We start from the raw sequence: 23,967 nt of genomic DNA, 5'->3' as shown, positions 1-23,967 counted from the left end.
TGCGAACGACACTCGAACCCCGCCCGAGCGGGCACCGGTCATCCGGCGGCGTCCGGCAGGGCGTCGATCAGCGCGGCCTCCCGGGCGCTGCTCAACCCGGCGCGGCGATCCCGGTGCAGCCCTTCGGCACGTTCCCAGGCGAGGGTGTCGGCCAGCAGGTCGGTACGCGGGCGGTGCCGGAGACCGGCGGCCTCGGCCGCCGCACCGCTGCGGGCCGCCCAGCCGCGCGCTGCCGGGTCGGCGATCCACATCGGCAGCGACTCCGGGCCCATGTACTCGGCCACGCCCTGCGCCACCAGCCACGCCGGGTCCGCGTACCCGAGCGGACCGGTGTGGCCGGCCACGGCCCGGGACCGGGCGATCCAGTCGGCGAAGGGTACGACCGGGCCGACCGCGTTGAACGTGCCGACCGTGCCGGCCCGGGCGCTGTCGAGCAGCCAGGCAGCCAGGTCGCGGACGTCGACGACCTGGGTCGACAGCTCGGGGGCACGGGGTACCAGCATCGGCGTGTCGGGGTCGCGGGCGGCGCGGGCGACCCAGTAACCGGACCGGCCGCTGTGGTCACCCGGCCCGCCGATCAACCCGGCGCGGGCCACCAGGGCGCGGTCACCCACCTCGCTCATGGTGATCTGCTCGCAGGCCACCTTCGCCGCGCCGTACTCGTCGCGGTCGACCGTGTCGTGGGCCGTGGCGGGCAGCGTGGCCGCCGACTCGTCGGCGCCGGGGGTGTCGTGGTCGGCGTAGGCGCTGACCGAGGAGACGTAACTCCAGTGCCGGGCCCGGCCCCCCAGGGCGTGCAGCGCCTCCCGCACGAAGCGCGGCTGCCACGACACCTCGACGACGGCGTCCCAGTCGCGGTCGCGCAGCCCGTCGTACGCGTCGGGGTCGCCCCGGTCGGCGGCCACGAGAACCGCGCCGGGCGGCACCGTCCCGCTCTCGCCCCGGGCCAGGCAGGTGACCGCGTACCCCCGGTCGACCGCCTGCCGGGCGACCTCGCGTCCGAGCCATGCCGTCCCGCCCAACACCAGAATCTGCATGTCCGTCAGCGAAGCAGCGAGGTACGCGGCACGCCAAGGTTCTTCGCCGACGGCAGAAGCCTGCGGGCGTACGCCACCGGTCGTAGGCTCGATGTCATGTTCCGCGACGAGGATCTCGCTCTGCTCGCCCGGCCGCTGCACGCCTTCCTCACCGTGGCGCCCCGGGGCGACCGCTGGCCCGCGCCGCGCCCGGTGTGGTTCGAGGTCACCGAGGACGGGGACCTGCAGATGTTCTCGCTGCCGGACGCGCCGAAGCTGGACCGTATCCGGGAACGGCCCCGGGCCTCCGTGGTCGTGGCCGCGCCGACCGGTGAGCCGGAGCACTGGGTGTCGGTGGAGGGCCCGGTCACGCTGCACGACGACGGTGGCGTGGAGTTGGCGACCCGGCTCGCCGAGCGGTACTACGACATGAGCGATCCGAAGCGTCAGAGCATGGTCGACGAGTGGCGCAGCGCGGGAGTGGTCCGCATCCTGCTGCGTCCCGAGCGGGTGAACCGCTTCTCCGTGTGACGGTCCGCGCCACCGGCTAACCGGGTCCGCTGTTGACTCTCAGGCGGCTTGAGACGCCAGGGTGGTGGTCATGAACGAGTGGTTGTCGATCGGGGACGTGGCCCGGCGTACGGGTCTGAGTGTCAGCGCCATCCGGTTCTATGCCGACGAGGGCATCGTCGCGCCGGCCGGGTACACCGGTGCCGGGTACCGGTGCTACGACGCGCGGGGCGTGGCTGCCCTCGAACTGGTACGGACGCTGCGGGATCTGGGGGCGGGGCTGGACGAGATCCGTCGGTTGCTGGCCGACGAGATCACGGTGCGGGATCTCGCCACGGCCCATCTGGCGCTCGTCGAGCGGCAGATGGGTCAGCTACGTAACCGCCGCGCGGTGCTGCGGGCGGTCGTGCGGCAGGACAGCGAGGCCGGGCAGGTGAGTCTCGTGCACCGGCTGGCGTCGATGTCCGACGACGACCGTGAGCAGCTCGTGGAGGAGTTCTGGGCCGAGGTCACCGACGGCCTCGACCTGCGGGAGTTCGTCGACTACCTGCGCCCGTGGCGGCCCCGGCTGCCGGCGGACCCCACCGGCGAGCAGCTCGATGCGTGGGTCGAGCTGGCCGACATGGTCCGTGACCCCGAATTCCGGCAGGCGGTGCGCCGGTTCTTCGGCGAGACCTTCACCGCCACCGGCGACGAGCGGGCGGACCCGTCGGCGGAGGCGGACGTCGCGGCGCAGGTCGAGATCCTCGCGCAGGCCAGGGCCGCGTCCGAGGCCGGCGTACCGGTCGACTCCCGGGAGGCCCGGCAGTTGGCGACGCGGTGGGTGGCGTTGGCCGCGAGTCGCAGCGGCGAACGAGACCTGACCGAGGTACGGCGGCAGGTCGCCGCCGCCGACCCCGGTCCGCAGGTGCGCCGACACGCCGCGCTGCTCGGCAGATATCACGCGCTGACCGCCACCATCAACGGCACGCCGCAACCCGTGGTGGACGCACCGGCCTCGACCTGGCTGCACGCGGCCGTCGCCGCCCTGACCTGAACCGCCCCGACACCCGTCAGGACAGGATCTCGACGTACCCGTCGGTGCCGTGCACCCGGATCCGTTGCCCGTCCCGGATCAGTCGGGTGGCTCCCTCGACGCTCACCACGGCCGGCAGGCCGTACTCCCGGGCGATCACCGCGCCGTGGGTCATCAGGCCGCCCACCTCGGTCACCAGACCCGCGACGCCGAGGAACAGCGGCGACCAACTCGGGTCGGTGTAGGCGGTGACCAGGATGTCGCCCGGTGCGAGGTCGGCCTGCCCGAGGTCCAGCACGACGCGGGCGCGTCCCTCCACGGTCCCGGTGGAGACCGGCAGGCCGACCAGGGCACCGGCCGGCACGTCGTCGCGCCGGTACGCCCCGGTCAGCGCCTCACCGTCGGAGGTGAGCACCCGGGGCGGGCTGAGCGCGTGGTACGACCGGAACGCGTCCCTGCGCCGCCGGAGGAGTCCGGCGTCCACCCGATGCGTACGCGACACCTCGTGGAACTCGCCGAACGTGAGGTGGAAGACGTCCTCGACCTCGGCGAGCACCCCGGCCCGCACCAGGCGTTCGGCCTCGCCCAGCAGGGCCTGCCTGTAGACGAGGTAGCGGCTGACGATGTCGTACTTCGGGTACTCCCGGTACCCGACGAAGGTGCGGACCCGGTCGATCATCCGCTTGGTCTCGTCGGCCTTGGCCGCCCCGTCGGGCAGGGCCCGCAACCGGGACAGGATCTCCTGCTCCTTCTGGCGCGCCCGCCGCCGACCGTCCGTGACGCGTCGCCCGGCCTCGCCCGGGGCGAAGTTGCGGACGTTGTCCAACAGCACCGGCAGCAACGTGCTCGGGCGCTCGCACCACCGTGGCCGGGTGATGTCGATCTCGCCTACGCCCCGCATCCCGTACCGCTCCAGGTACGCCTCGATCGCGGCACGTGCCTCACCGCCGCCCTCGACCTCGGGCAGCCCGTCCAGGAAACCGTCGTCGCCGACCCTCGCCAGTAACGCCACCACCTGCGGGTACGGGCGGATCACGTCGGCGACGTCGAGCAGCGCCAGACCCATCTCCGAGGTGACGTTGTCGGGTACGGCCAGCGTGAGCGTGTCGGCGGCGTTCTTCTCACCCAGCCACTCCCACAACCGGTCGTTGAGCCACCAGGTGGCCTCCATCCCCGCCCTGATCGCCTGCCCGCTCAGCGGATCGGCGAGGACACGCTTGTGCTCCTCGAAGGCCGCCAGCAGGAAGTCGAACAGCTCGGGCCCGGTCCTCGTGGCGATGTCGCGCCGCAGCGCGGCGATCGACGTCCGGCTGCGCTCGACCAGCTCGGCGACGATCGCCGGGTCCGTCGGGATCGGGGCGGGAGCCCCGCCGGCCGGTGGACCGGCGGCAACGGTGTCCGGCGGCGTCGGCACGAAGTCGCCCCGGTCCAGGACCGCCTGCAACGCGTCCCGGGTCAACGGGTCGGACCGGCCGATCATGTCCAGGAAGGCGGCGCGTCCCGGGCCGGCCAGCATGCGGATCGCGTCGACGAACAGCCGACCACCGGCCTCGACCATCGGCGCCATGGCCGTGAGCTGCCACATCGAGATGCCCAGCGGCCTCATCGGGTCGGTCATCATCTGCTGGTGGCCCACCGAGACGTAGACGTGGTTGCCGGGGTCGACGCTGTCGGGGACGGGGAACAACGTGGTGATCGGGCGACTCTGCACGACGTGGAACCGGCCGTCGGCCAGGCACCACTCGATGTCCTGCGGCCGACCGAAATGCGCCTCGATCCGCCGCCCGAGCTGCACCAACGCCACGACCTGCGAGTCCGTCAGCGCCGGTTGCCCACGCCGGGACCCCTCGACCGGCACCTGCGTGGTCCCGCCGCCCGGCAGGGCCTGCACGGCGAGCTGCTTCGCGGCGACCGACCGGCCGATGACCTCGTCGTCGCGGACCCGGTAGACGTCCGGGTTCACCAGCCCGGCGACCAGGGCCTCACCGAGCCCGAAACCGGCGTCCACGGTGGCCACCCGCCGGTCACCGCTGACCGGATCGGCGGTGAACAGCACGCCGGACGCCTCCGGGACGACCATCTGCTGCACCACCACCGCCATCCGCACCGCCCGGTGGTCGATGCCGTTGCGCTGACGGTAGGCCACGGCCCGCTCGGTGAACAGCGACGCCCAACAGCGCCGTACGTGCGCCAGGACCGCCTTCGGCCCCACCACGTTCAGGTACGTGTCCTGCTGCCCGGCGAACGACGCCGACGGAAGGTCCTCGGCCGTCGCGCTGGACCGCACGGCGTAGGCGGTCTGCTCTCCGTACCAGGCGAGCGCGTCGATGATCGCGGCCGTGACCTCGCCCGGGACACTGACGCCCTCGATGATCCGGCGGATCCGCGCACTGTGCGTGCCGATCGTCTCCCGGTCGTCCGCCGCCGGGCGGGCCAACTCGTCGAGCAGCGTGCCGACCGGCGCGTCCGCGATGATCCGCCCGAAGGCGTCCGTGGTCACGCAGAAGCCGGCCGGCACCCGTACGCCGTCGATGCGGGACAGCTCGCCCAGGTGCGCGCCCTTGCCACCGACGACCGCGATCCGCGTCGCGTCCACCTCGTGAAGATCCACCACGTACTGCTCGGTCATCGCGACACCTCCGACCCCGACGGGCACCCCGGCCCGACCTCCCCGTGACTGCCGTCAGTCGACCTCAACACCTGCACGTCTGCCCCCGTTTCCGCAGGTTGTGGACTCGGCCGGCAGATTCTGCGGCATACCGGGGGCCTTGCCGCAAGCCCCCCGGTGCGCTATACGTTAGGAAGGGCAGGGAGAGATCTCCTTGCCCTTCGTCGTCGACAGGCCCAGGTGAGCGGCGCTCGGGTTCACCGCAGCCGGGTACGCACCACCAGGTCGTGCAGGTCGTACACCGCACCCGGCTGGGGCTGCTCGGGCAGAGCCATCGATCACGACGGCCGGTGGCCCTTGAACTATGCTGCGGTGAGCGTCGCGTGCCGGTGGCAGGCCGTGTCAGGCATGGAGGCGCCCTACCGAGGGAGGCCGACGGTGTTCACGTCGCATCCTTCGTCCTCGCGTGTCTGAGCGCGAGACGACCAGGCTCGTCGCCTGGAGCTATGAGCTACGCCAGGTCCACAGCCGTCTCCGCGCGGCGCTCGACCTCGTCCGCACCGCGGTCGCCGACGGGACATCCGGCGAGGCGGCCACCCGTGAGCTGCTGCTCTACTGCCACGGGTTCTGCGCCGCCCTCGACGGACACCATCGGGGCGAGGACGACACCCTGTTCCCGGCGATCGAGGCGGCCCACCCGGAGCTGGCACCCGTGCTCCGTCACCTCCGCCAGGACCACTCGATGATCGCGCACCTGCTCGGCGGCCTCCAGGCCGCCATCGACCGGGCCGCGCCGGTCGCCGAGCTGGATCGCCACCTGGAGGGGGTCGCCGCGATCATGGAGAGCCATTTCCGGTACGAGGAGCGACAGTTGCTCCGGGTCCTGGAGACACTCTCCCTGGACGCCGCACCCGGCCAGGTCCTGGGTCCGCTCTGAGCCCCCGACCGGAAACTCCGTGGCCGGGTGGCGGCTGCCGCGACGACAATGCTCGGCTCAGCGCCGGGGCGCGGCCTCCTGGAGCAGCCCACGGGCGGCCATGAAGGTCCGCAACGTCTCGGCGTCCTCGGCGGACATCAGCCGGCGGGGGATGACCGTCGCCGGCATCCGGTCGACGTACACGACCCAGAACTCCGGGGTGTCCTTCACCCGGGAGACACCCTCCCAGGCGATGCCACCGGACTCCGAGCCGCTGCGCATCATGATGTTGTCGTCGGTGATGTCGTAGCTGCCGTCCACGGCGTAACCGCTGGAGCGGCGCCGGGCCCGCAGCCGCACCCACGGCCAGTAGAGGATCGCCAGCAGGCCAAAGATGGCCATCGCCATCCACAACGGCGTGATCTGCGCACCCCACGACGACCCCCGGGAGAGCAGCAGACCGATCACGCCGACCGTCAGCAGCACCGCGCCGACCGAGGCGTACCTGCGGAGCTGGTCACTGCTCATCGCCGCGGCCACCCGGCCGGGGTAGGCGGGATCGGCGGGGATGTCGAAACGGATGTGCACGCCGCAACGATAGTGCGCCGCACCCGCCTGCCGCGCAGCGCCGCGGACACGCCCGCCGGTCGGGCCGTGCCGTCACCGGCCGTAGCGGGTCACGCGGACGCCGACTGCGGCGGCGTGGCCTTCTGCGGGTGGAACGTCTCGTGCCGGGCCAACATCGCGACGAACTCGACGATCTTCCGTTCCCGGGTCCGGGCCTGCTTCACCGCGTTGAGGCGGTGCACGAAGGCGTACCGGTTGGTCTTGGTGAGCACGTCGAACATGGCCTGGGCGGCGGGTTCGGCGGCGATCGCGGCGAGGAGGTCGGCGGGCACCTCGGCCTCCGACGACGGGGCGTACGCGGCGGCCCACCGCCCGTCCGCCTTCGCGGCCTCCACGGCGGCGCGTCCGGCGGGCAGCATCCGCCCCTGCTCCTCCAGCCGCGCCACGTGCGCCACGTTGCGCTGAGACCAGATACTGCGCGGTCGACGCGGCGTGAACCGGATGCAGGAGGTCTCCTCGTCCCGCTTCCTGGCCTGACCGTCGATCCACCCGACGCACAGTGCCTCGTCGACCGCCTGCTGCCAGGTCAGCGTGGTGACCGTGCCGCCCTTCTTGGTCAGGGCGAGCCAGACACCGGGCGACGTGGCATGGTTGGCCGACAACCACGCACGGAGCTCGTCGGCGTCCGCCACGATCAACTCATCCAGGGCATCGCTCGCCATGTCGGTAGGCTAGCCCCTGCCTTGCGGCGGCACCGTCACCTGCCGGGCGGCCCGTCCGGCACCCGGGCGGGTCCGGACTGCTATCGCCGGGCGGCAGCGGTCCGCTGGCGTGCCGATTCGTACAACACGACCGTCGCGGCGGTGGCCGCGTTCAGGGAGCTGGCGGACCCGAACATGGGGATCCGCACGAGCTGGTCGCAGGCATCCCGCCAGCCGGAGCTGAGGCCGGTGGTCTCGTTGCCGATCAGTGCCAGCGTGGGCTGGGTGAAGTCGTGTTCGGCGGCGTCCAGCGCGCCGCGCTCATCGGTTCCGACGATGCTCATGCCGATGCCGTCGGCGCGCACGTCGGCGACCCAGGACAGCACGGCCTGCTGCAAGGGCACCCGGACCACGGGCAGGGCGAACAGCGATCCGGTGCTCGCCCGGACCGCCTTCGGGTCGTACACGTCGGCGGCGTGACCGGTGATGATGACGCCGCACGCGCCGAAGGCGTCCGCGGACCGCACGAGCGTCCCGATGTTGCCGGGGCTGGTGGGCCGATCGAACACGACGGTGAGCATGCTCGGCCCGAGCGGGATCCGGCGCAGGTCGTCCTCCGGCAGCGCGACCACGGCCAGCAGCTCCGGAACCGTGTCCGCCTTGCCGCCCAGTTCGTGCATCAGGTCACGGGAGACGGCGATCTTCTCGGCCCGGACGGTGTCCAGGGCCTCGCGTGCCCAGCCGGAGAGTTGAGCGCTGGTGTCGTAGAGCAGCTCGCGGATCTGCCAGCCGTGTTCGACGGCCATGCTGATCGGGCGTACGCCCTGCACGAGGAACTCGCCGCGCCGCTGCCGCTTGGTCCGGTTACCGAGGAGCGCCTCCCACTGCTGGAACCGCGCATTGCGGCCACTCACCCGCAGACCCACCGCCACCCCCGCCTCCGTCGCACACCCACGCCCTGCCTGCCGCGCCGGACCGGCCACCGCGCCGCAGTGGGGAACGGTGACAACCTACCGCGCGCCACCGGTGGTTCCCTGACGGGCCGCGACGGCGCTGCCGGACGGAGGCTCGGTGAGCACCCGACAGAAACGGTGCGGCAAATGTCGAGTGACCCCCATCGGTGCCGCCGCACGATGGGAGCATGGACGACACGACCCTGGTATCCCGCTTCCTCCGCGACGGTTTCGTCAAGCTGGAGGGCGCTGTCGCGCCGCGCGTGGCCGCGGACTGTGCGCGGCTGCTGTGGCGGGAGACCGGCTGCGATCCGGACGATCCGGCGACGTGGACGCAGCCCGTGCACTGGGTGGCCGGCATGGCGCAGGGGCCGTTCGCCGCCGCACCCAACTCTCCGTACCTCCATCACGCGTACGACCTGCTCGTCGGCGCGGGACGCTGGGAGCCGCGCTATTCGCTGGGCACGTTCCCGCTGCGCTTCCCGCACGAGGAGGAGCCGGACGACGCCGGCTGGCACATCGAGGGGAGCTATCTGCCGGAGGGCGAGAGCTGGTACTTCACGAATCTGCGCTCCAAGGGCCGGGCGCTGCTGATGCTGTTCCTGTTCAGCGCGGTCGGTGCGGAGGACGCCCCGACCCGGATCCGGGTCGGCTCACACCTCGACGCGCCGAAGATCCTGGAGAAGTACGGGGAGGACGGAGCGAGCGGGCTGACCCTGGCACCCGACCTGGTGGCGGCGTCGGACCACCGGCCGCTCGCCCTCGCCACCGGATCCCCGGGCGACGTCTTCCTGTGCCATCCGTTCCTGGTGCACGCGGCGCAACCGCACCACGGGGTACGGCCGCGTTTCATGGCCCAGCCGCCGCTGATGCCGGCCGCGCCGTACGAACTGGAGCGGGTCGACGGCGCGTACTCGCCCGTGGAGATCGCGATCCGTCGGGGCCTCGGCCAGGACACCCCCGGCCCGGACGGAGACGGCACCGACCGCAGGGCCGGGTAGGTGGCCACCGCTCCCGCAGGCCAGCCCGAGACGGGCTAGCGCAGTGTCTTGCGCATCTGCTGCGTGACCACCCGATAGCCCGAACTCTGGTAGAGCCGCCGAGCCCGGTCGTTGTCCCCGAACACGTTCAGCTCCAGGGACGAGACGCCGTGTCGGCGGACGACGTCCTCGCCGGCCGCCAGCAGCTTGCGCCCGTTCACCGCACAGGCGACCTACCGGCAGGGGCCCTACCGGGAGCCGGTCATCGGTCTGCCGGCCATCGCCCGGATGTGGGAGGACGAGCGGACCGGTCCCGACGAGGTGTTCCACCTGACCAGCGAGATCGTCGCCGTGGAGGGTGACACGGCGGTGGCGCGGCTGGAGGTCCGCTACGGCGACCGGGTGCCGCAGGAGTACCGCGATCTGTGGATCATGCGTTTCGCCGAGGACGGTCGCTGCGTCTCATTCGAGGAGTGGCCCTTCTGGCCGACGCCGTCGACTGCCGACCCCGCCGCCGAGAGCTGACCGGGGTCGCTCAGCGTCCGGTGATGCCGTCGACGAGCTCGCGCAGGATGTCGGCGTGCCCGGCGTGCCGGACGGTCTCGCTCGTCATGTGGGCCAGCACCCAGCGCAGGGTGCGAGGCTCGTCGTCCACCGGCTGGGCGGTGCGACTGTCGATGCTGGGTGCCGCATGGATGTGTGCGTCGCTCTCGGCGATCGCGCGGCGGTAGTCGTCGATGACCTGTGCCGCGCTGAGGTCCGGGCCGACCGTCATGTCGAAGTCGACGTCGGCGTGACGGGTGTCCCCGGCCAGGGTGTACCCGAACCAGTACCGTTCCGCGTCGGTCAGGTGCCGGACCAGGCCCAGCAGCGTCGTGTCGGAGACGACCAGGCGGCGTCGTAGCTGTTCCTCGTCCAGGCCGTCGACCTTCTTGAGGACGCAGGACCGGGCGAAGGCGAGGAACGCCAGAGCCGTGTCCAGTTCGCCGCCGTCGTTGAGGGGGACACGTTCGCGTTGCGACTCCAGCATGGATCCGACCCTACGTCGTGGCGGCGGCCGGGGGGAGTCGGCGCAGCGCGCGCAGGGTCAGCACGGCGAAGGGCACGCCGACTGCCAGGACGGCGACGACCTGCTCGGTCCGGGGCCGTCGGCGGGCTAGGCCGGGCCGCTGCTGGCGTGGTACGCGTCCTTGGCGGCGACCACCGTCGCCTGAAGGTGCTCCGGGCCGACGCCATGGACGTTGAGCGGCGGGTGCAGACGCCGGACGAGTTCCGCCTCGATGGTCGTCGGCTCCGGGTCCTCGGCCCACGTCAACCGCAGGTGCGTGGTCATCCAGGCGGTCAGCCGTGCCTCGTCCTCCGGCACCAGGACGACCCGGTCGGTCCACGTCGTCCGGTATGCCTCCGACACCAGGAGCCCGGCGAGGGTACGGCGCAGCGTCGAGCTGCCCGATCGCCGCAGGTGGTTGCGCAGAATCCGGCCCCGCAGGCTGGTCGCCCGTCCCAGATACAGCATCCGCAGCGACGGGACGTGCTCGTTCGGCGGCCCGGGGAGATCAGGCAGAACCAGCGGGTCGGCCCACCAGGCGTAGACGCCGCCGCCCCGGCTGAGCCGCTTGGTGGCGACGTCGAGTTCGGCCGGTACGCCGGAGAGCAGCCGCAGGGCCGCGTCGATCCGGTCTTCGTCGGAGGGGAGGTCGTCGGGGCGTGCCTGGGGAACGGTCATCGAGACCATCCTAGGTGCCGCGCCGATCGTGCTCGGCCTGCCGGGCGTGGGAAGGTGGTGTCCGCCCGGGCCGTCATGGCCCGCAGCGTGACGGTGCCGGGCTCTGACGGTGGGCCGGAGGGGTTTCGCCGGACGTCGGGAACGGGTAGCGGTCATCCATGGATCGCAATCTGGCCAAGGCCCTCCAGGTCGCGTGGGAGATGCCGGAGTTCCGGGACGGGCTGCGGCACCTGGTCGATCTGGACGAGGTGACGCACCTGCTGGCGAGGTTGTCCGTGGCGGACCGGGACCACGAGGTGGAACGCAGTCTCTTGACGTTGCTGCGTACCGGCCTGGACACGACGGAGATCCGAGAAGCGGTGTTGTTGCTGCTGGAGCGGGACGAGGTACGCCGCCCCCTCGTCGCAGCGGTGCAACCGCTGGTCGAGCAGCCGGGCCAGGCGGCGGCCATCGCGTCTGCGGCCGAGGACCCCACGGTACGGCGCGAGGTGCGGGCGGCCCTGGACAACTCCCGGGTGCGTGTGCTGATCTGGCAGGCGATCGACGATCAGATGAGTGACAACCGGTTCGGTCTGATCCGTCGGGCGGCGGTGCTGTTCGTCCGACATGCCAGCGTCCGGCGCCTGGCCTGGGCGCTACGCCGACACGGTGCACTGCGGGAACTACGGCGCGACCCGTGACCGGCACTGCCGTGGTCAGCCTCGGGCACCGATGGTGGCCGCTGCTGCAGCGGCCCACCGGTCGAGCCACCGTACGACCGCCGTCGGGTGCGGTAGCTCCAGGTCGCCGTCGGAGTGTGTCTGCGACGCCACTCAGGAGCTCGGACCGCTCACCTGCTCGAAGCGGAACTCGCGGATGAAACAGTCACGCGGTTGTGCCACGGCGAACAGGACGCAGTCGACGACCGACCGTGCGGTGAGGTCGCTGTCCGCCTGCCGGGGCCCGTCCTGAACGAAGTCCGGCGGGAACAGGGAGATCACTCGGATCCCTTCCGGTCGGAGCCGGTGCGACAGGATCTCGGCGAGTCCGGCATGGGCGTGCTTGGCCGCGTAGAACGCCGGATGCGCACCCGAGCGGTGGTGGCCCACCTCGCCGCACGCGGAGATCATGTTGACGACGTCCGGCCGCGTCGACGCGCGCAGCAGCGGCAACAGGTGCTTGGTCAACAGCGCGGTGCCGGTCCCGCCGGCAGCCATCACACTCTCGATCATGTCGTCCGCGACGTCTGCCAGGTCGTCACCGTGGATGTAGGGGGCACCGTTGTTGACGAGTACGTCGAGGTGGCTCGTCCGGTCGGCCAGGGCCGCCGCGAATCCCCGCACCGAGTCCGGCGCAGCGAGGTCGCAGGGAAAGGCATCGGCCCGGCCTGCTCCGCGCCGGTTGATCGCCTCCGCGACACGTTGTGCCGCTGCCAGGTCGCGGGCCGAGAGGAAGACCTGCGCACCGCGTGCGGCGAACGCCTCGGCGAGAAGTCGACCCGTGCCACGTGCGGCACCGGTGAGGGCGACGCGCAGACCGTCAAGATCCATGGCCGCCAGTGAAGCACCTCAACCCTGGTTGAGGTCAACGAAGCGGTGCCGTGTCCGCCTACGGCGCCGGTTCCAGGACGACGACCGGGATCTCGCGGGTGGTCTTGCGCTCGTAGTCGGCGAAGCCCGGGTAGGCGGCCTTCTGCGCGCTCCAGATCCGCTCCCGTTCGTCACCCTCGGCGACCCGGGCGACCAACCCGACCGTGTCGGTGCCGATCTCCGCCCGGACCTGCGGATGCGCGACCAGGTTGTGGTACCAGTCGGGATTGGTGGGTGCCCCGCCCTTGGACGCGAACACGGCGTAGCCGTCGTCCAGCTTCTGGTACATCATCGGGCTCACGCGCGTCTGGCCACTCTTGGCGCCGACGGTGTGCAACAGCAGCAGCGGCGCGCCTGCGAACTGGCCACCCACTTGCCCACCGTTGGCGCGAAACTCGGCGATGATCTTCTCGTTCCAGTCGCTCATGGATCCCCCTCGCCCCCGTGCATCGGCTCCGTGACCACGATTCTGACAGTCCCAGCGGTCGATGACACGGTGACGCGGGTGAGCGGCGATGGCCCGTCTCCCGCTTCGCATCTCCGGCATCGTCAGGCCACGACCGGTCTGACGCATTTTCACGACAGGTTGTCGGTATCTTGACGACAGGTTGTCGCATAAGGCAGGGTGCGGGCATGCAGAAGCTGACCGTGGTCACCGGTGCGTCCACCGGCATGGGTGCCTCAACCGCCCGCGAACTGGCCCGCCAGGGGTTCCACGTGCTGGCGGGTGTGCGACGCGACCGCGACGCTGACGCCGTCCGCGCGACCGGCATCGAGCCGGTCATCCTCGACATCACCAGACCCGAGCAGGTGGCGGCACTCGCCACGCGGGTCGACCAGGATCCGCGTACGCTGCACGCCCTCGTCAACAACGCGGGAATCCAGGTGAATGCGCCGGTCGAAGCCCTGCCAATGGCGCAGTGGCGGTGGGTGTTCGAGGTCAACCTGTTCGGCCACGTCGCTGTCACCCAGGTGCTCCTGCCCGCGCTGTTGCGTGGCAAGGGCCGCGTGATCAATATCAGCTCGATCGGCGGTAAGGCCGCCATGCCGACGTACGGGGCGTACGCCGGTGCGAAGTTCGCCCTGGAGGCGGTGAGCGACGCGCTGCGGCGGGAGGTCGCGCCGCTGGGCGTACCGGTGGTCGTGGTCGAGCCCGGCGGCGTCCGGACGAAGATGGCCGCCCGTGGGGTCGCCACGGCGAACCGACTGGCTGCCGGGATGACGCCGGAGCAGGACGCCCGGTACGGCAGCCTGATCCAGGCGATCAACACGTTGATGGAGACGGGTACGGCGTCTGGTGTGACCGCCGACGCCGCCGCCCGGGTCATCGCGAAGGCCGTGACGGCCCGCAGGCCGCGGACCCGCTACCCCATCGGCCGTGACGCCGCCCTGGTCATCGGCCTGACCCGGCTGCTCTCCGACCGGATGCTCGACCGCGTCATCGCCGCCAACCTGCGCCGCCACTACCCGAAGGCAGCCACCGGATGACCCGCTGTCGTAGGGAAGGATGACGGGATGCCGCGGATTCGGGGATCCAGCATCGACGAACACCACGAGATGGTCTGGGCCGATCTCGCCGAGGCGACGCGGCAACTCCTGCTCGAACGCGACTACGACTCGATCAACATGGGCCACATCGCGACCCGGGCCGGGCTCGCTCGCAACACGCTGTACAACTACGCCCGTGACCAGACAGCGTTGGTCCTGGCACTGACTCAGCGGGTGGGGCAGCCCACGGTCGACCGGGTGGCCGCGATCGCCGCGCGTTCCGCAGACCCGGCTGCGGAACGGATGCGGGAGATCATCGAGACGGTCCTGGTCGCGTTCCAGGACCCGGTTCTCCAGCTCATGTTCCGGCCCGGCTCCGGCCTGCCGTTCGTCGACGTGCCGAAGGGGCCGAGCAGCCCGTTCCACGCGATAGTCGTCGAGGTCGAGAACGTCGTCCGGGACGGCGTCGAACGCGGCGAGTTCCGCGATGTCGGCGATGTGCACCTCGCGGTGGAGCTGCTCTCCGGCGTCATGCGTGCAGGTGCGGAACGCATCGGCCGGAACCCGGCCACCTCCTCATCCACAATCCACGCCGCACGGGAACTCATCCTCGCCTCTCTCGACGACCGCTCGGACTAGTACTCGGAGTACGCGCAGAAACGCCGGCCAAAACCATGGTCAGCGTACGTCGCGCGGCACACCTCTCGACGTGGTGGGGCTACGGTGCGGAGCTGATGTCGGTGCGCAACCGGGCGTGCACATGGACGTCATGCCACCCGTCGGCGTGCCGCAGGTGCCCGCGCAGGGTGCCCTCGACGCCGAATGCCGCCTTCTGCGCGACCCGACAGGACGCCGAGTTGGCCACCGAGTGGACCAGGAAGATCCGGTGCATCCGCAGGGTGCCGAACGCCCACGATGTCAACGCCTGGACCGCACGCACGGCGATACCTGTTCCGCGAGCAGCGGGCAGGACCCAGTACGAAAGCTCCGCCGACGCCTGCGACAGCAGGATTGTGCGGAGGCCGACCTGACCGACGACGTGATCATCACTGCTGCGGGCGATAGCCCAGCTGGCATTGGATTCGCCCGCCCACTGGCGGTCCCAGTCCGCGATCCAGTCCTGCGCTTCGTCGTCGCTGTCCATTCGGCGCAGGTGCCACCGTTGGATGTCGGGACACGCGAACGCCGCCCGTACCGTGCCGGCGTCCGTGTCACGCCATGGTCGTAGGAGCATGCGCTCACCGGCGGCCAGACAGGGCTGAACGGTGTCACGCAGGAGGCCGGCGGGCAGGGCGGGGCCGACAAGGCGGGGCATGAGTCCATCTTCGCCGATCACGCATGATGCCTCGACGGTCTGCGGCATGGGCGTGGTAGGTCCCGCGTGCTAGCGCGCCGGGGGCTCAGGGGTATCGCGGGGCGTTGCGTGGGCGCTCATAATCGGCGACCGTCGGGAGGACGGGGAGCACGAGCATCAGGACCAGGTAGGCCACGGCGAGTAGTCCGCCGGTGAACAGGGTCAGCAACAGCGCGACGGTGCGTAACCAGTCGACGCGGAACTCGCCGTACGCCGCGACGCCGAGACAGACGCCGCCGAACCACTTGCCTTCGTTGATCCGGCACCAGAATCGGCCACGCGGCCTGCCCCCGGAGGGCGGTGGCGCGGAACGTGCCGCGGGCCTGCGCGTACGTGGCCGCCGGCGGCGAATGTGCATGGCGGCACGCGAGGGAGCGCGGCATGATCATTGCGTGGAGCGCCGTCGAACGATCGTCCTGGTCGATGACCTGCGTTCGTTCGTGGACGGGCGCGATGCCGAGGTGGCCCGGACGAGTGCTGCCGGAGTGGAGTTGATCGGTCGGTACCGGGACGGGCGCATCGACGAGTTGTGGCTGGACCACGACCTGGGTGGGGACGACACGATCTGGCCGGTCGTGGAGATCCTGGAACGGGCCGCGTTCGAGAAGCGCCCCCTCGACATCGGCGTGGTCAATGTCCACTCCGCCAACCCGGCGGGCGTCGCGAAGATGGTGCAGGTTCTCCGGCACCGGGGCTACCGCGTGCAGGTCGCGTCAGGCTCCACGGACGTCGGCTATCTCGGCGGCCTGACGGCGAGCTGATCGGGACGAGTGCCCGCCCAGCGGTCAGACGTCGGCTTCGAGGGCGAAGGTGTTGCCGTCCGGGTCCTGGAACCACGCGATACGTCCACCGCCGGCCCGAGCGGTGATGCCCCTGGCGTCATGTTCGAGCCCGTCATACCGAATGAACTCGACGCCGGACGACCCGAGTTCGTCGACGATCCGGTCGATGTCGTCGACGTACCATGTTGCCAGGGTCGCCGGGCTCATTCCGGCCGTGACCGACTGGTAGACGTTCAGGGCCGCCATGCCGCTGGCACCATAGACGCGGCTGCCGTCGGCGATGGTGGCGCTCGGGCCCGACTGCAACGCCGGTAGGCCCAGTGTGCCTTCGTAGAACGCGACCGCCCGTTGGATGTCGGACACGGCGATCGACGCCCTGAGGTGATGTTCGCTCAACGGCATGAGTCACTGTCGCACACGCAGGCGGGTCTGCGGGGCTGACTGATCTCGTGCCGGAACCCACTCAGGCGTCCTGCCGGGCTGTCGTCGCCGTTCTGCCGCGAGCGAAGTCGCTTGTCCTGTTGCGGCGCGCTGCGGAGGATCGGTGGATGGATCTCCTCACCGCGGAACGGCGACTGCACGCCGCCCAGCGCGCCGCCGACGTCGAGTCTCTCGACGCGCTACTGCACCCGCAGGTCGTGGCCGCCGGACCGGACGGAACGGTCTTCACGAAGGACGACGACCTGGAGAGCTACCGCTCCGGTGCACTGCGCATCACCAGCCTGGTGGAGGAGTCGCTCGACGTCCAGGAAGACGGTCGGACCGGGGTGACTCGCATGGTCGCTGCGGTGGATGCCGTTCAGGGTGGTGCCGTGGTGTCCGCGCGGCTGCGCTACACCCGACTCTGGGTGCGGGAGGACGGCGACTGGCGGGTGTTGGCCGCCACCTTCGTGCCGGTCTAGTCAGCCTCAGCAGCCGTGTATCGGGGTTCTGGGGTCAGGTTGCCGTTCTGCCGGCTCCTCGGTGCTGCTGAGCGCGGCCAGCAGCCGCAGTCCGTCCTCGGTGGCGCTGCCCTCCTCGGCCGACAGCACGAGCAACTCCGTCCCGGAGTCGTCCGGCAGGTCAGAGTCGCGTGCTCGTCGGCCACGTCCGGCCACCAGAACCGATTCCGGAGCGGGACCGCATGCCGGAACCATCCACCGACGGCAGTGTTCCGTGATGCGGTCCCGAGACGCCGTGGAGGCGACAGAGGTCGGCGTACCGAGGTGGCGGCCCGATCGACCGGGGATCGTGACGACGTCGGTGGGGTGAGTTGGCCATGTCAGGATGGTGGGCGTGGCGCATCAGGCTGTCGACATCGCTGACAAGTTGTCCCACTTCTCCGAGCACTGGTCACCGAAGGTGGTGGCCCGGCTCAACGACTACGAGATCAAGGTCGTCAAGGTGCGTGGCGAGTTCGTCTGGCACACCCACGAGGACACCGACGAGCTGTTTCTCGTGGTGAGCGGGGAGCTGACCATCCAGTTGCGCGACGGCGACGTGGTCCTGCGTCCGGGGCAGTTGTTCGTGGTGCCTCGTGGCGTCGAGCACTGCCCGGTCGCCGACGGGGAGGTGCACGCGGTCCTGATCGAGCCGGCCGGTGTGGTGAACACCGGCGATGCCGGTGGTGCGCTGACTGCCCCCTACGACGACTCGTTGCTCTGACCGTCGAGTCCTTGGCGTGGTGTGGCTAGCATCCCGAAGGTGACTCAGGACAAGGGTGCCGACGGGCGCAGCCGGCTCGCCGGTTTCGACGGCGTGATGCTCTTCGCGACGATGCTCATCCTCGTCGGGTATCTGCTCCCGTGGTTCCGGCAGTCGCCACGGCACCTGTGGTGGTACTCCGGTTGGGAGTACGCCAGCCTCAGCACCGGTGGGGGGTGGACGCTCTGGACGTTCGCCTTCCTGCTGGTGGCGGTCGTGGCCAGTTTCTGGGCCCGGACCGTCGTCGAGGCGGCGATGGCCGCGTTGGCTGCCGGGATCGGCACCCTGGTGATGGCCTGTGCGGTGGTGGCGGCCAGCTTCGGCAACATCGGGCGACGCGACAACCTGAACTCGGTCGCGGAACTGCCCTTCGGGCTGGGGCTGCCGCTGATGGCCGTCGGCCTGGGCCTGCTGATCGCCACCGCCTGCCGAGACGTCGTCCGCGCCTGAGGGCTGTTTCCTGGTCACCGCCGGTCGGAGAGGGCCGCGCCACGTTCGGCGGGGCAGCCGGGGCGGCGTCAGCTCCGGAACGTGCGGCGGTAGGTGTCCGGTCCCGGCAGCGGCGCGACGGCCGTCGGGTCCGCTCGGGGGATACGTACCGTCGGCTGGCCGCCGCCGGTCAGGACCTCTACGCGGTCACCGCGCCGCTGGTGGTGGAGGCCGTGGACCGGATCCTCACCGGCCGGACCAGGGTGTCGGCGTCGCCGCGGCGGCGACCGTGTCCGGTGGGGAAGGCTAGTCGGGCCAGGTCACGCGGGGTGGGAGGGCGAGGAAGTCGGCGTAGCGGTGCAGGGCCTGCTCGACCTGTGTGCGCTGTGCCGGGTCGAGCGGGACCAGTGGTTTCACGGCCAGCGTGACCCTGGTCTTGGCCAGGGTGCGTTTCCAGGTGCCGACGACCCGGCCGCCGATCACGATGGTGGCCTGGAAGACGCCGTTGCCGCCGGGGATGATGGCCTGCTTGTGGGCGGGGTCGAGCATCAGCGTGCGGTCCTTGAAGCCGAGTAGGTACTCGTCGAAGCCGGGTAGGGCCAGCACGTCGGGGGTCGGTGTGCGGGGTGCGTCGAGTAGGGCGGGCGGCAGGACCGCTTCGGTGTCGTCGACCTGGACGGTGGTCAGGTCGTCCCCGGCGGCGGCGATGGCGCGTTTCGCGTCGGTGGCGGTCAGGCCGGTCCAGCCGGCGAAGTCCTGTCGGGTGGTGGGGCCGTGGCTGCGGAAGTAGCGCAGGGCCAGGGTGGCCAGGGCCTCGTCCCGGTCGGGTCGGTGCTGGCCGGGCGCCCACTCGTCGAGCAGTGCGAAGGTCTGCTCGGTGCCGAGATTGGGGGCGATGCAGGTGACGCCGCGCTGGCTGGCGTACCAGAGCAGGTGGTAGCCGCGCTGGCCGGCGGAGTCGATGCCGGCGGCGACCAGGGCGGCCACGCAGTCGGTGCGGGTCAGCCGACCGCCGTCGGCCAGGGTGGTGCCGAGCACGTCGGCGGCGCGGTCGGCGTCGGCCTCGGTCAGGCCGAGGAACTCGCGGCGTGCCGCTGCGCCGGCCAAAGCCCGTACGCGGGTCAGTTCCAGCATCCAGCGGGCGTCGCGGGCGGGGACGAGGTGGATGGTGCCGCGCATCGGCCAGGTTCGCAGGGCCTCCCGGCGTTCCAGTGCGGCGTGCACGTCGGTCTGGGTGGCGCCGGGTAACCGTACGCCCAGCGACCACAGGCCGCTGTTGATCTCCTGGGCCTGCATGGCGCCGAACCACTCGACGACCTCGGCCACGGTCTGCGGCGTGGCGGCGGGGGTGGCGCTGAGCAGGAGGCTGGTCATCCGCAGGGCGAGAGCGTCGGCGCCGGTCAGCGTCGTGCCGGTGAGTGCCACTTGCGCCGCCTTCCGTGGTCGGTCGAGGGCAGCTTAGGCCCGGGTACCGACAGTCGGGTGCTTTCCGGCGGGTCAGCGGCCCTGGCGGGGCTGGGGCACGCGGACCGCTGCCATGCCGGCGGCGACGGCGGCCTCGATGCCCAGGTCGGCGTCCTCGAAGACCAGGCAGGCGTGCGGCGGTACGCCGAGCAGCTCGGCGGCGCGCAGGAACGGCTCCGGGTCGGGTTTGGGGCGGGTGTAGTCACCGGCGCAGACCAGCACGTCGAACCGGTCGAGGATGCCGAGCGCGTCGAGGGAGGCGGTGACGGCTTCGCGGGTGCTGCCGGAGACCACGGCGAAGGGGATGCGTCCGTGCGCGTCCTCGATGTGGTGCAGCACCCCGGGGATGCCGGCGGCGGTGGGCAGCAGCCGCTGGTAGTGCTCCTCGCGGCGGGCGACCACGGTCTCCACCGGCATGTTCAGGCGTTGCTGCTCATTGAGGGCGTCGACGATGTCGAGCGTCGGTCGGCCGGCCCAGGCATAGAAGAGGTCCTCGGGGAAGGCGCACTCCCATTCGTCGAGCGCCTGCCGCCAGGCGGTGTAGTGCAGCGGCATCGAGTCGACGATGGTGCCGTCGCAGTCGAACAGGTACGCCTGGAAGTCGCCGGTGGGCAGGGGCAGCATCACCGGCCCAGGTTATCCGGCGCGGCCGGGTGCCCTCCGGGCGGCTCAGAGCCGTTGGTACATGACGAGCAGGTCGACGTGGCCCTGGGTGGGGTGGCGGAAGCCGTCGGGGATGCGGCCCACCACGTCGAAGCCGAGCGAGCGCCACAGCGCCACGGCGCGGGTGTTGGTGGCGACCACGGCGTTGAACTGCATCGCGTGGTAGCCGTCGGTGCGGGCCAGGTCCAGCACGTGGGTGCCGAGGGCACGGCCGATTCCGCGTCCGGCGGCGGCCGGGGCGACCATGAAGCTGGCGTTGGCCACGTGGTCGCCGGGGCCGAGCTGGTTGGGGGTCAGTTTCGCCGAGGCGAGCACGGTGCCGTCGTCGTCGACGGCGACGACGGTGCGTCCGGGTGGGGGGACCAGCCACATGTCGCGGGCGAGGGTCTCGTCGACGTCGCGGGGCCAGGTGTAGGTGTCCCCGGCGGAGACGATCTCGCGCAGGAAGGGCCAGATGCCGGGCCAGTCCCCGGCGGTCGCGGTCCGGATCTGCATGGTCGCGAGCATGCCAGCCGGGTTGCCGGGCCGATCGTCGGGGGCGGTGTCAGAGCGGGCGCGCGGTGGGACGACCGGAGGACGGGACCGGGTGTCCGTCGACCGGTGGACAGGGCGTGCGGCGGGGTCGGTCGAATCCGACGAATGTTTGTCGACGCAAGCAACGGGTAGTCGCGGGAGCTTACCGACGATCACGGCAGGAAGGACGTAGGCGATGGCGGCACAGGTCAAGGTGGCGGTGATCTACTACAGCGCGACCGGCATCACGTACCAGATGGCGCAGTCGGCCCGGGAGGCCGCCGAGGAGGCCGGTGCGGAGGTCCGGTTGCGCAAGGTGCGCGAGTTGGCCCCGGACGAGGCGATCCGGTCGAACTCGGGTTGGGAGGCACACCGGCTGGAGACCCAGGACGTCGAGGAGGCGCAGCCGGACGACCTGAGCTGGGCCGACGTGGTGATCTTCGGCTCGCCGACCCGGTACGGTCTGATCGCCGCGCAGCTCAAGCAGTTCATCGACACCACCGGGCCGCTGTGGGCGCAGGGTGCGCTGGCCAACAAGGTGTACTCGGCGTTCACCTCGACAGCCACACATCACGGTGGGCAGGAGTCGACGTTGCTGTCGCTGTTCCACGTCTTCTACCACTGGGGCGGGATCGTGGTCGCGCCCGGCTACACCGAGCCGAGCCAGTTCGTCTCCGGCAACCCGTACGGTGCGTCGCACACGAGCAACAACGGTGAGACCGCGCCGGACCACGTGGCGCTGGAGGCCACGGCGTTGACGGCCAAGCGGGCGGTGCGCATCGGTGCGGCGCTCAAGCAGGGCCTGGCCGGCTGACTCAGGGACCGGCGGTCCGGGCGGGGGCTCTCATACCCGCCCGGACCGTCGGCCGTGAACAGCGCTACCCCGGATCGGGCCGGCTATGCCTGCCCGGTGGTGGACAACTCGCCGGCCGGTGCCGGCAGCAGCTCGGTGAGCAGGTCGGCCAGCACCGCGACGCCGTCCGGGCTGAGCACCGATTCGGGATGGAACTGCACCCCGGCGAAGCCCCGGCCGCGCAGCGCGTGCACCGCACCGTCGACCTCGTCGCGGGCCACCTCGACCGGGCCGTACCCGCTGTCCAGGTGGTCGGTGTCGGCGTGGGCGGTGAAGGTGGCGTAGAAACCGACCCGGCGGGGCGTGCCGGAGAGCACGACGGTGCGTTGCATGCCCTGGTAGGGGGCGTCGCGGCGGGTGACGGGCAGCCCGAGCAGGCCGGCGAGGAGTTGGTGGCCGAGGCAGACCGCCAGGGTCGGGTGCCCGGCGTCGAGCAGGTCGGTGAGCAGGTCACGCAGCCGCTGCATCTTGCTGGTGTCGCCGGTGGGGTCGCCGGGTCCGGGTCCCACGACGACCAGGTCGTGGTCGTGGACCGGGCCGGTGGTGTGCCACGGTCGGACGGTCACCGTCAGGCCGAGGGCACCGAGTTGGTGGGCGAGCATGCCGGTGAAGGTGTCCTCGCCGTCGACGATGAGGGCCCGGCGGCCGGCCAGGGCGGGCAGAGCCAGGGCGCCGGTCGGCCGCTGGTCGAGCCAGAACCGGGCCAGCGGGGCGTTGCGGGCGGCCAGTGCGGCGCGTACCTCGGGGTCGTCGGCCAGGCGTCGGGGCGGCTGCGGCCCGCTGCGGGGTGCCTGCGGTCCCAGGCCGAGGGCGGCCAGCACCCCGGCGGCCTTGGCGTGGGTCTCGGCGACCTCGGCGGCGGGTGTGGAGTGCCGGACCAGGGTCGCCCCGACCGGCACCCGCAGCTCACCGGTGGGGGAGAGTTCGGCGGTACGGATCAGGATCGGCGCGTCGAGGGTCTGCCGGCCGTCGTCGTCGTGGCCGAGCAGCGCCAGCACCCCGGCGTAGTAGCGGCGGCCGGTGCGTTCGTGTCGGGCGATGACCCGGCAGGCGTTCTCCATCGGGCTGCCGGTCACCGTGGGGGCGAACATCGTCTCCCGCAGCACCTCGCGTACGTCTCGGCTGCCGTGCCCGGCCAGGAGGTACTCGGTGTGCGCCAGGTGCGACATCTCCTTGAGGTACGGCCCGACCACCTGACCGCCGCGGTCGGCCACCGTGGCCATCATCTTCAGCTCCTCGTCGAGGACCATGTACAGCTCCTCGGTCTCCTTGGTGTCGGCGAGGAAGCGCAGCAGGGCGGCCCGGTCGGCGGTGGTGCCGGTGTGTCGGAAGGTGCCGCTGATCGGGTTCATCATGACCAGCCCGTCGTCGACGCTGACGTGCCGTTCCGGGCTGGCGCCGACCAACGTGCGGGTGCCGGTGTGCACCACGAACGTCCAGTACGCCCCGCGTTCGCGGTGCAGCAGCGACCGGAGGGCGGCCAGCGCGGCGGCAAGCGGCGTGCCCTGGACCCGGGCGTGCAGCGTGCGGTGGATGACGAAGTTGGCGCCCTCGCCGCGTCCGATCTCCTCGGCCAGCACGCGGGCGACGACGGCGGCGTATGCGTCGTCGGGGACGTCGAAGGCGGCGTCGGTGGCGCGTACCGGGCCCTCGGGTAAGGCGTCGAGGACGTCGGTCAGCGGCACCCGGACGTGCCGCCCGATCCGCAGGAACTCCAGCGGTACGCCGTCGTCCACGCAGGCGAAACCGCGTTCGGTGACCTGCCGGAACGGCACCAGCGCCAGCGTGGCCGGGCCGGGCACGTCGGTGGGCAGCGGCAGGTCGGCCAGTCGCGCGGCGGTGTCCACCGTGCCGGTGAACAGGTCGAGGTGGGTGGCGTCGTCGCGGCGTACCAGGGCGAACGGGCCCGGGTCGGTGCCGTCGGCGAGCGCGGTGAGCAGGTCGGTCAGTGCTGTCATCGGTCTCTCCTGGGGGCCGGGAGCCGCCGTTGCGGCGGCCCACGGGCCGGAAAACCGTGACCGGCGGCCGCCTCGTCGGGCGGCCGCGTGGATGACGCTACGCGTGCAGGAGGGCCGCCGGGTCGGCGGGCCACCAGCAGGACAGGCGCGTAGGCATGGGCACACCCTACGCGCGGTGCGGGCGGTGGGGAAGCCGTTCGGCGGACCCGCGCGGGCGGTG

32 protein-coding genes are annotated in these 23,967 nt (G+C 71.5%); 14 read left to right on the top strand and 18 right to left on the bottom strand.

The window, feature by feature from the left end:
• Nucleotides 1-38 precede the first annotated feature (38 nt).
• Nucleotides 39-1,037, bottom strand: coding sequence for a reductase (locus ACQVFL_RS20785; protein ID WP_431727409.1), 999 nt, complete (start codon nt 1,035-1,037; stop codon nt 39-41).
• Between the two features lie 96 nt (nt 1,038-1,133).
• Here ACQVFL_RS20785 and ACQVFL_RS20780 point away from each other — a divergent pair, with 96 nt between their 5' ends.
• Together ACQVFL_RS20780 and ACQVFL_RS20775 are read left to right on the top strand one after the other, a co-directional pair.
• Nucleotides 1,134-1,547 carry a pyridoxamine 5'-phosphate oxidase family protein gene (locus ACQVFL_RS20780; RefSeq protein ID WP_431727408.1) on the top strand — a complete coding sequence of 138 codons (414 nt, stop codon included), beginning with the start codon at nt 1,134-1,136 and terminating at the stop codon, nt 1,545-1,547.
• 70 nt (nt 1,548-1,617) lie between these two features.
• A complete protein-coding gene (locus ACQVFL_RS20775; protein ID WP_431727407.1) occupies nt 1,618-2,562 on the top strand; it encodes a MerR family transcriptional regulator in 945 nt (314 codons plus the stop codon).
• Nucleotides 2,563-2,578: 16 nt separating this feature from the next.
• On the opposite strand, the gene rph is transcribed toward ACQVFL_RS20775, so the two are convergent.
• Nucleotides 2,579-5,170 (bottom strand): rifamycin-inactivating phosphotransferase, encoded by a 2,592-nt coding sequence (gene rph, locus ACQVFL_RS20770; protein WP_431727406.1) that lies wholly within the window; start codon nt 5,168-5,170, stop codon nt 2,579-2,581.
• Between the two features lie 445 nt (nt 5,171-5,615).
• Here rph and ACQVFL_RS20765 point away from each other — a divergent pair, with 445 nt between their 5' ends.
• Complete coding sequence (locus ACQVFL_RS20765) at nt 5,616-6,086, top strand: hemerythrin domain-containing protein (protein WP_396699271.1); 471 nt, start codon at nt 5,616-5,618, stop codon at nt 6,084-6,086.
• 57 nt (nt 6,087-6,143) lie between these two features.
• Here ACQVFL_RS20765 and ACQVFL_RS20760 read toward each other — a convergent pair whose 3' ends face one another.
• From ACQVFL_RS20760 to ACQVFL_RS20750, 3 genes are all read right to left on the bottom strand, one after another.
• Nucleotides 6,144-6,653, bottom strand: coding sequence for a YcxB family protein (locus ACQVFL_RS20760; protein ID WP_396699273.1), 510 nt, complete (start codon nt 6,651-6,653; stop codon nt 6,144-6,146).
• Between the two features lie 89 nt (nt 6,654-6,742).
• Nucleotides 6,743-7,354 (bottom strand): YdeI family protein, encoded by a 612-nt coding sequence (locus ACQVFL_RS20755; protein ID WP_396699276.1) that lies wholly within the window; start codon nt 7,352-7,354, stop codon nt 6,743-6,745.
• 80 nt (nt 7,355-7,434) lie between these two features.
• Nucleotides 7,435-8,265 carry a TrmH family RNA methyltransferase gene (locus tag ACQVFL_RS20750; RefSeq protein WP_431727405.1) on the bottom strand — a complete coding sequence of 277 codons (831 nt, stop codon included), beginning with the start codon at nt 8,263-8,265 and terminating at the stop codon, nt 7,435-7,437.
• Between the two features lie 209 nt (nt 8,266-8,474).
• Here ACQVFL_RS20750 and ACQVFL_RS20745 point away from each other — a divergent pair, with 209 nt between their 5' ends.
• A complete protein-coding gene (locus ACQVFL_RS20745) occupies nt 8,475-9,287 on the top strand; it encodes a phytanoyl-CoA dioxygenase family protein (RefSeq protein ID WP_431727404.1) in 813 nt (270 codons plus the stop codon).
• A 35-nt stretch (nt 9,288-9,322) separates the two neighbouring features.
• Here ACQVFL_RS20745 and ACQVFL_RS20740 read toward each other — a convergent pair whose 3' ends face one another.
• The gene (locus ACQVFL_RS20740; RefSeq protein WP_396698228.1) at nt 9,323-9,487 is read right to left on the bottom strand and encodes a GNAT family N-acetyltransferase; all 165 of its coding nucleotides are present in this window, start codon (nt 9,485-9,487) and stop codon (nt 9,323-9,325) included.
• Between ACQVFL_RS20740 and ACQVFL_RS20735 the strand changes: the two genes are divergently transcribed.
• On the top strand, nt 9,474-9,791 hold the full coding sequence (locus ACQVFL_RS20735; RefSeq protein WP_431727403.1) for a nuclear transport factor 2 family protein: 318 nt from the start codon (nt 9,474-9,476) through the stop codon (nt 9,789-9,791). The two genes, ACQVFL_RS20740 and ACQVFL_RS20735, sit on opposite strands and share 14 nt — an antisense overlap.
• A gap of 10 nt (nt 9,792-9,801) precedes the next feature.
• Here the strand turns inward: ACQVFL_RS20735 and ACQVFL_RS20730 are convergent, their stop codons facing one another.
• A complete protein-coding gene (locus tag ACQVFL_RS20730; protein WP_431727402.1) occupies nt 9,802-10,296 on the bottom strand; it encodes a DinB family protein in 495 nt (164 codons plus the stop codon).
• Here ACQVFL_RS20730 and ACQVFL_RS20725 point away from each other — a divergent pair.
• Entirely contained in the window at nt 10,295-10,426 is a 132-nt protein-coding gene (locus tag ACQVFL_RS20725; RefSeq protein ID WP_396698234.1) for a hypothetical protein, read from the top strand. The genes ACQVFL_RS20730 and ACQVFL_RS20725 overlap by 2 nt on opposite strands.
• Here the strand turns inward: ACQVFL_RS20725 and ACQVFL_RS20720 are convergent.
• Nucleotides 10,423-10,992, bottom strand: a complete 570-nt coding sequence (locus ACQVFL_RS20720; protein WP_396698236.1) for a GIY-YIG nuclease family protein — start codon at nt 10,990-10,992, stop codon at nt 10,423-10,425. The two genes, ACQVFL_RS20725 and ACQVFL_RS20720, sit on opposite strands and share 4 nt — an antisense overlap.
• A gap of 158 nt (nt 10,993-11,150) precedes the next feature.
• Between ACQVFL_RS20720 and ACQVFL_RS20715 the strand changes: the two genes are divergently transcribed.
• Nucleotides 11,151-11,672, top strand: a complete 522-nt coding sequence (locus ACQVFL_RS20715) for a hypothetical protein (protein WP_431727401.1) — start codon at nt 11,151-11,153, stop codon at nt 11,670-11,672.
• A gap of 132 nt (nt 11,673-11,804) precedes the next feature.
• On the opposite strand, the gene ACQVFL_RS20710 is transcribed toward ACQVFL_RS20715, so the two are convergent.
• Both ACQVFL_RS20710 and ACQVFL_RS20705 read right to left on the bottom strand, forming a co-directional pair.
• Entirely contained in the window at nt 11,805-12,521 is a 717-nt protein-coding gene (locus ACQVFL_RS20710; RefSeq protein ID WP_396698240.1) for an SDR family NAD(P)-dependent oxidoreductase, read from the bottom strand.
• A gap of 58 nt (nt 12,522-12,579) precedes the next feature.
• The gene (locus ACQVFL_RS20705; protein WP_396698242.1) at nt 12,580-12,987 is read right to left on the bottom strand and encodes a nitroreductase family deazaflavin-dependent oxidoreductase; all 408 of its coding nucleotides are present in this window, start codon (nt 12,985-12,987) and stop codon (nt 12,580-12,582) included.
• A gap of 206 nt (nt 12,988-13,193) precedes the next feature.
• On the opposite strand from ACQVFL_RS20705, the gene ACQVFL_RS20700 reads away from it, so the two are divergent.
• Both ACQVFL_RS20700 and ACQVFL_RS20695 read left to right on the top strand, forming a co-directional pair.
• Nucleotides 13,194-14,048 carry an SDR family NAD(P)-dependent oxidoreductase gene (locus ACQVFL_RS20700; protein WP_431727400.1) on the top strand — a complete coding sequence of 285 codons (855 nt, stop codon included), beginning with the start codon at nt 13,194-13,196 and terminating at the stop codon, nt 14,046-14,048.
• A 27-nt stretch (nt 14,049-14,075) separates the two neighbouring features.
• A complete protein-coding gene (locus ACQVFL_RS20695) occupies nt 14,076-14,687 on the top strand; it encodes a TetR/AcrR family transcriptional regulator (protein WP_431727399.1) in 612 nt (203 codons plus the stop codon).
• Between the two features lie 79 nt (nt 14,688-14,766).
• On the opposite strand, the gene ACQVFL_RS20690 is transcribed toward ACQVFL_RS20695, so the two are convergent.
• Nucleotides 14,767-15,411 (bottom strand): GNAT family N-acetyltransferase, encoded by a 645-nt coding sequence (locus ACQVFL_RS20690; protein WP_431727398.1) that lies wholly within the window; start codon nt 15,409-15,411, stop codon nt 14,767-14,769.
• A 37-nt stretch (nt 15,412-15,448) separates the two neighbouring features.
• Entirely contained in the window at nt 15,449-15,760 is a 312-nt protein-coding gene (locus tag ACQVFL_RS20685; protein WP_431727397.1) for a PspC domain-containing protein, read from the bottom strand.
• Nucleotides 15,761-15,794: 34 nt separating this feature from the next.
• Here ACQVFL_RS20685 and ACQVFL_RS20680 point away from each other — a divergent pair, with 34 nt between their 5' ends.
• Nucleotides 15,795-16,163: a cyclic-phosphate processing receiver domain-containing protein gene (locus ACQVFL_RS20680; RefSeq protein WP_431727396.1), complete on the top strand. Its 369-nt coding sequence runs from the start codon at nt 15,795-15,797 to the stop codon at nt 16,161-16,163.
• A gap of 24 nt (nt 16,164-16,187) precedes the next feature.
• Here ACQVFL_RS20680 and ACQVFL_RS20675 read toward each other — a convergent pair whose 3' ends face one another.
• The gene (locus ACQVFL_RS20675) at nt 16,188-16,586 is read right to left on the bottom strand and encodes a VOC family protein (RefSeq protein ID WP_431727395.1); all 399 of its coding nucleotides are present in this window, start codon (nt 16,584-16,586) and stop codon (nt 16,188-16,190) included.
• 146 nt (nt 16,587-16,732) lie between these two features.
• Here ACQVFL_RS20675 and ACQVFL_RS20670 point away from each other — a divergent pair, with 146 nt between their 5' ends.
• Nucleotides 16,733-17,086: a nuclear transport factor 2 family protein gene (locus tag ACQVFL_RS20670; RefSeq protein WP_396698251.1), complete on the top strand. Its 354-nt coding sequence runs from the start codon at nt 16,733-16,735 to the stop codon at nt 17,084-17,086.
• Nucleotides 17,087-17,092: 6 nt separating this feature from the next.
• Here the strand turns inward: ACQVFL_RS20670 and ACQVFL_RS20665 are convergent, their stop codons facing one another.
• The gene (locus ACQVFL_RS20665) at nt 17,093-17,281 is read right to left on the bottom strand and encodes a hypothetical protein (protein ID WP_431729932.1); all 189 of its coding nucleotides are present in this window, start codon (nt 17,279-17,281) and stop codon (nt 17,093-17,095) included.
• A gap of 178 nt (nt 17,282-17,459) precedes the next feature.
• On the opposite strand from ACQVFL_RS20665, the gene ACQVFL_RS20660 reads away from it, so the two are divergent.
• Together ACQVFL_RS20660 and ACQVFL_RS20655 are read left to right on the top strand one after the other, a co-directional pair.
• The gene (locus ACQVFL_RS20660) at nt 17,460-17,828 is read left to right on the top strand and encodes a cupin domain-containing protein (protein WP_396698253.1); all 369 of its coding nucleotides are present in this window, start codon (nt 17,460-17,462) and stop codon (nt 17,826-17,828) included.
• A 39-nt stretch (nt 17,829-17,867) separates the two neighbouring features.
• Nucleotides 17,868-18,317, top strand: coding sequence for a hypothetical protein (locus tag ACQVFL_RS20655; RefSeq protein WP_431727394.1), 450 nt, complete (start codon nt 17,868-17,870; stop codon nt 18,315-18,317).
• Nucleotides 18,318-18,602: 285 nt separating this feature from the next.
• Here the strand turns inward: ACQVFL_RS20655 and ACQVFL_RS20650 are convergent, their stop codons facing one another.
• From ACQVFL_RS20650 to ACQVFL_RS20640, 3 genes are all read right to left on the bottom strand, one after another.
• Complete coding sequence (locus tag ACQVFL_RS20650) at nt 18,603-19,670, bottom strand: winged helix DNA-binding domain-containing protein (protein WP_431729863.1); 1,068 nt, start codon at nt 19,668-19,670, stop codon at nt 18,603-18,605.
• A gap of 123 nt (nt 19,671-19,793) precedes the next feature.
• On the bottom strand, nt 19,794-20,384 hold the full coding sequence (locus ACQVFL_RS20645) for an HAD family hydrolase (protein WP_396698387.1): 591 nt from the start codon (nt 20,382-20,384) through the stop codon (nt 19,794-19,796).
• A 45-nt stretch (nt 20,385-20,429) separates the two neighbouring features.
• Nucleotides 20,430-20,918, bottom strand: a complete 489-nt coding sequence (locus tag ACQVFL_RS20640) for a GNAT family N-acetyltransferase (RefSeq protein WP_396698257.1) — start codon at nt 20,916-20,918, stop codon at nt 20,430-20,432.
• A gap of 214 nt (nt 20,919-21,132) precedes the next feature.
• Between ACQVFL_RS20640 and wrbA the strand changes: the two genes are divergently transcribed.
• On the top strand, nt 21,133-21,750 hold the full coding sequence (gene wrbA, locus ACQVFL_RS20635; RefSeq protein ID WP_396698259.1) for an NAD(P)H:quinone oxidoreductase: 618 nt from the start codon (nt 21,133-21,135) through the stop codon (nt 21,748-21,750).
• A gap of 83 nt (nt 21,751-21,833) precedes the next feature.
• On the opposite strand, the gene ACQVFL_RS20630 is transcribed toward wrbA, so the two are convergent.
• On the bottom strand, nt 21,834-23,747 hold the full coding sequence (locus ACQVFL_RS20630; protein WP_431727393.1) for an anthranilate synthase family protein: 1,914 nt from the start codon (nt 23,745-23,747) through the stop codon (nt 21,834-21,836).
• Nucleotides 23,748-23,967: the final 220 nt, after the last annotated feature.

The sequence above is a fragment of the Verrucosispora sp. TAA-831 genome (genome assembly GCF_050780145.1).
In the GTDB taxonomy this organism is placed as follows: Bacteria; Actinomycetota; Actinomycetes; order Mycobacteriales; family Micromonosporaceae; genus Micromonospora.
The sequence above is the reverse complement of the archived record's forward strand: the minus strand, read 5'-3'. Positions and strand labels throughout refer to the sequence as shown.

Excerpts from the sequence above, each read along its gene's own strand:
- ACQVFL_RS20785 (WP_431727409.1), bottom strand. The coding sequence starts at position 1,037 with ATGCAGATTCTGGTGTTGGGCGGGACGGCATGGCTCGGACGCGAGGTC.
- ACQVFL_RS20780 (WP_431727408.1), top strand. The coding sequence starts at position 1,134 with ATGTTCCGCGACGAGGATCTCGCTCTGCTCGCCCGGCCGCTGCACGCC.
- ACQVFL_RS20775 (WP_431727407.1), top strand. The coding sequence starts at position 1,618 with ATGAACGAGTGGTTGTCGATCGGGGACGTGGCCCGGCGTACGGGTCTG.
- rph (WP_431727406.1), bottom strand. The coding sequence starts at position 5,170 with ATGACCGAGCAGTACGTGGTGGATCTTCACGAGGTGGACGCGACGCGG.
- ACQVFL_RS20755 (WP_396699276.1), bottom strand. The coding sequence starts at position 7,354 with ATGGCGAGCGATGCCCTGGATGAGTTGATCGTGGCGGACGCCGACGAG.
- ACQVFL_RS20745 (WP_431727404.1), top strand. The coding sequence starts at position 8,475 with ATGGACGACACGACCCTGGTATCCCGCTTCCTCCGCGACGGTTTCGTC.
- ACQVFL_RS20725 (WP_396698234.1), top strand. The coding sequence starts at position 10,295 with ATGGATCCGACCCTACGTCGTGGCGGCGGCCGGGGGGAGTCGGCGCAG.
- ACQVFL_RS20730 (WP_431727402.1), bottom strand. The coding sequence starts at position 10,296 with ATGCTGGAGTCGCAACGCGAACGTGTCCCCCTCAACGACGGCGGCGAA.
- ACQVFL_RS20720 (WP_396698236.1), bottom strand. The coding sequence starts at position 10,992 with ATGACCGTTCCCCAGGCACGCCCCGACGACCTCCCCTCCGACGAAGAC.
- ACQVFL_RS20715 (WP_431727401.1), top strand. The coding sequence starts at position 11,151 with ATGGATCGCAATCTGGCCAAGGCCCTCCAGGTCGCGTGGGAGATGCCG.
- ACQVFL_RS20710 (WP_396698240.1), bottom strand. The coding sequence starts at position 12,521 with ATGGATCTTGACGGTCTGCGCGTCGCCCTCACCGGTGCCGCACGTGGC.
- ACQVFL_RS20705 (WP_396698242.1), bottom strand. The coding sequence starts at position 12,987 with ATGAGCGACTGGAACGAGAAGATCATCGCCGAGTTTCGCGCCAACGGT.
- ACQVFL_RS20700 (WP_431727400.1), top strand. The coding sequence starts at position 13,194 with ATGCAGAAGCTGACCGTGGTCACCGGTGCGTCCACCGGCATGGGTGCC.
- ACQVFL_RS20695 (WP_431727399.1), top strand. The coding sequence starts at position 14,076 with ATGCCGCGGATTCGGGGATCCAGCATCGACGAACACCACGAGATGGTC.
- ACQVFL_RS20690 (WP_431727398.1), bottom strand. The coding sequence starts at position 15,411 with ATGCCGCAGACCGTCGAGGCATCATGCGTGATCGGCGAAGATGGACTC.
- ACQVFL_RS20685 (WP_431727397.1), bottom strand. The coding sequence starts at position 15,760 with ATGCACATTCGCCGCCGGCGGCCACGTACGCGCAGGCCCGCGGCACGT.
- ACQVFL_RS20675 (WP_431727395.1), bottom strand. The coding sequence starts at position 16,586 with ATGCCGTTGAGCGAACATCACCTCAGGGCGTCGATCGCCGTGTCCGAC.
- ACQVFL_RS20670 (WP_396698251.1), top strand. The coding sequence starts at position 16,733 with ATGGATCTCCTCACCGCGGAACGGCGACTGCACGCCGCCCAGCGCGCC.
- ACQVFL_RS20650 (WP_431729863.1), bottom strand. The coding sequence starts at position 19,670 with ATGACCAGCCTCCTGCTCAGCGCCACCCCCGCCGCCACGCCGCAGACC.
- ACQVFL_RS20645 (WP_396698387.1), bottom strand. The coding sequence starts at position 20,384 with ATGCTGCCCCTGCCCACCGGCGACTTCCAGGCGTACCTGTTCGACTGC.
- ACQVFL_RS20640 (WP_396698257.1), bottom strand. The coding sequence starts at position 20,918 with ATGCAGATCCGGACCGCGACCGCCGGGGACTGGCCCGGCATCTGGCCC.
- wrbA (WP_396698259.1), top strand. The coding sequence starts at position 21,133 with ATGGCGGCACAGGTCAAGGTGGCGGTGATCTACTACAGCGCGACCGGC.
- ACQVFL_RS20630 (WP_431727393.1), bottom strand. The coding sequence starts at position 23,747 with ATGACAGCACTGACCGACCTGCTCACCGCGCTCGCCGACGGCACCGAC.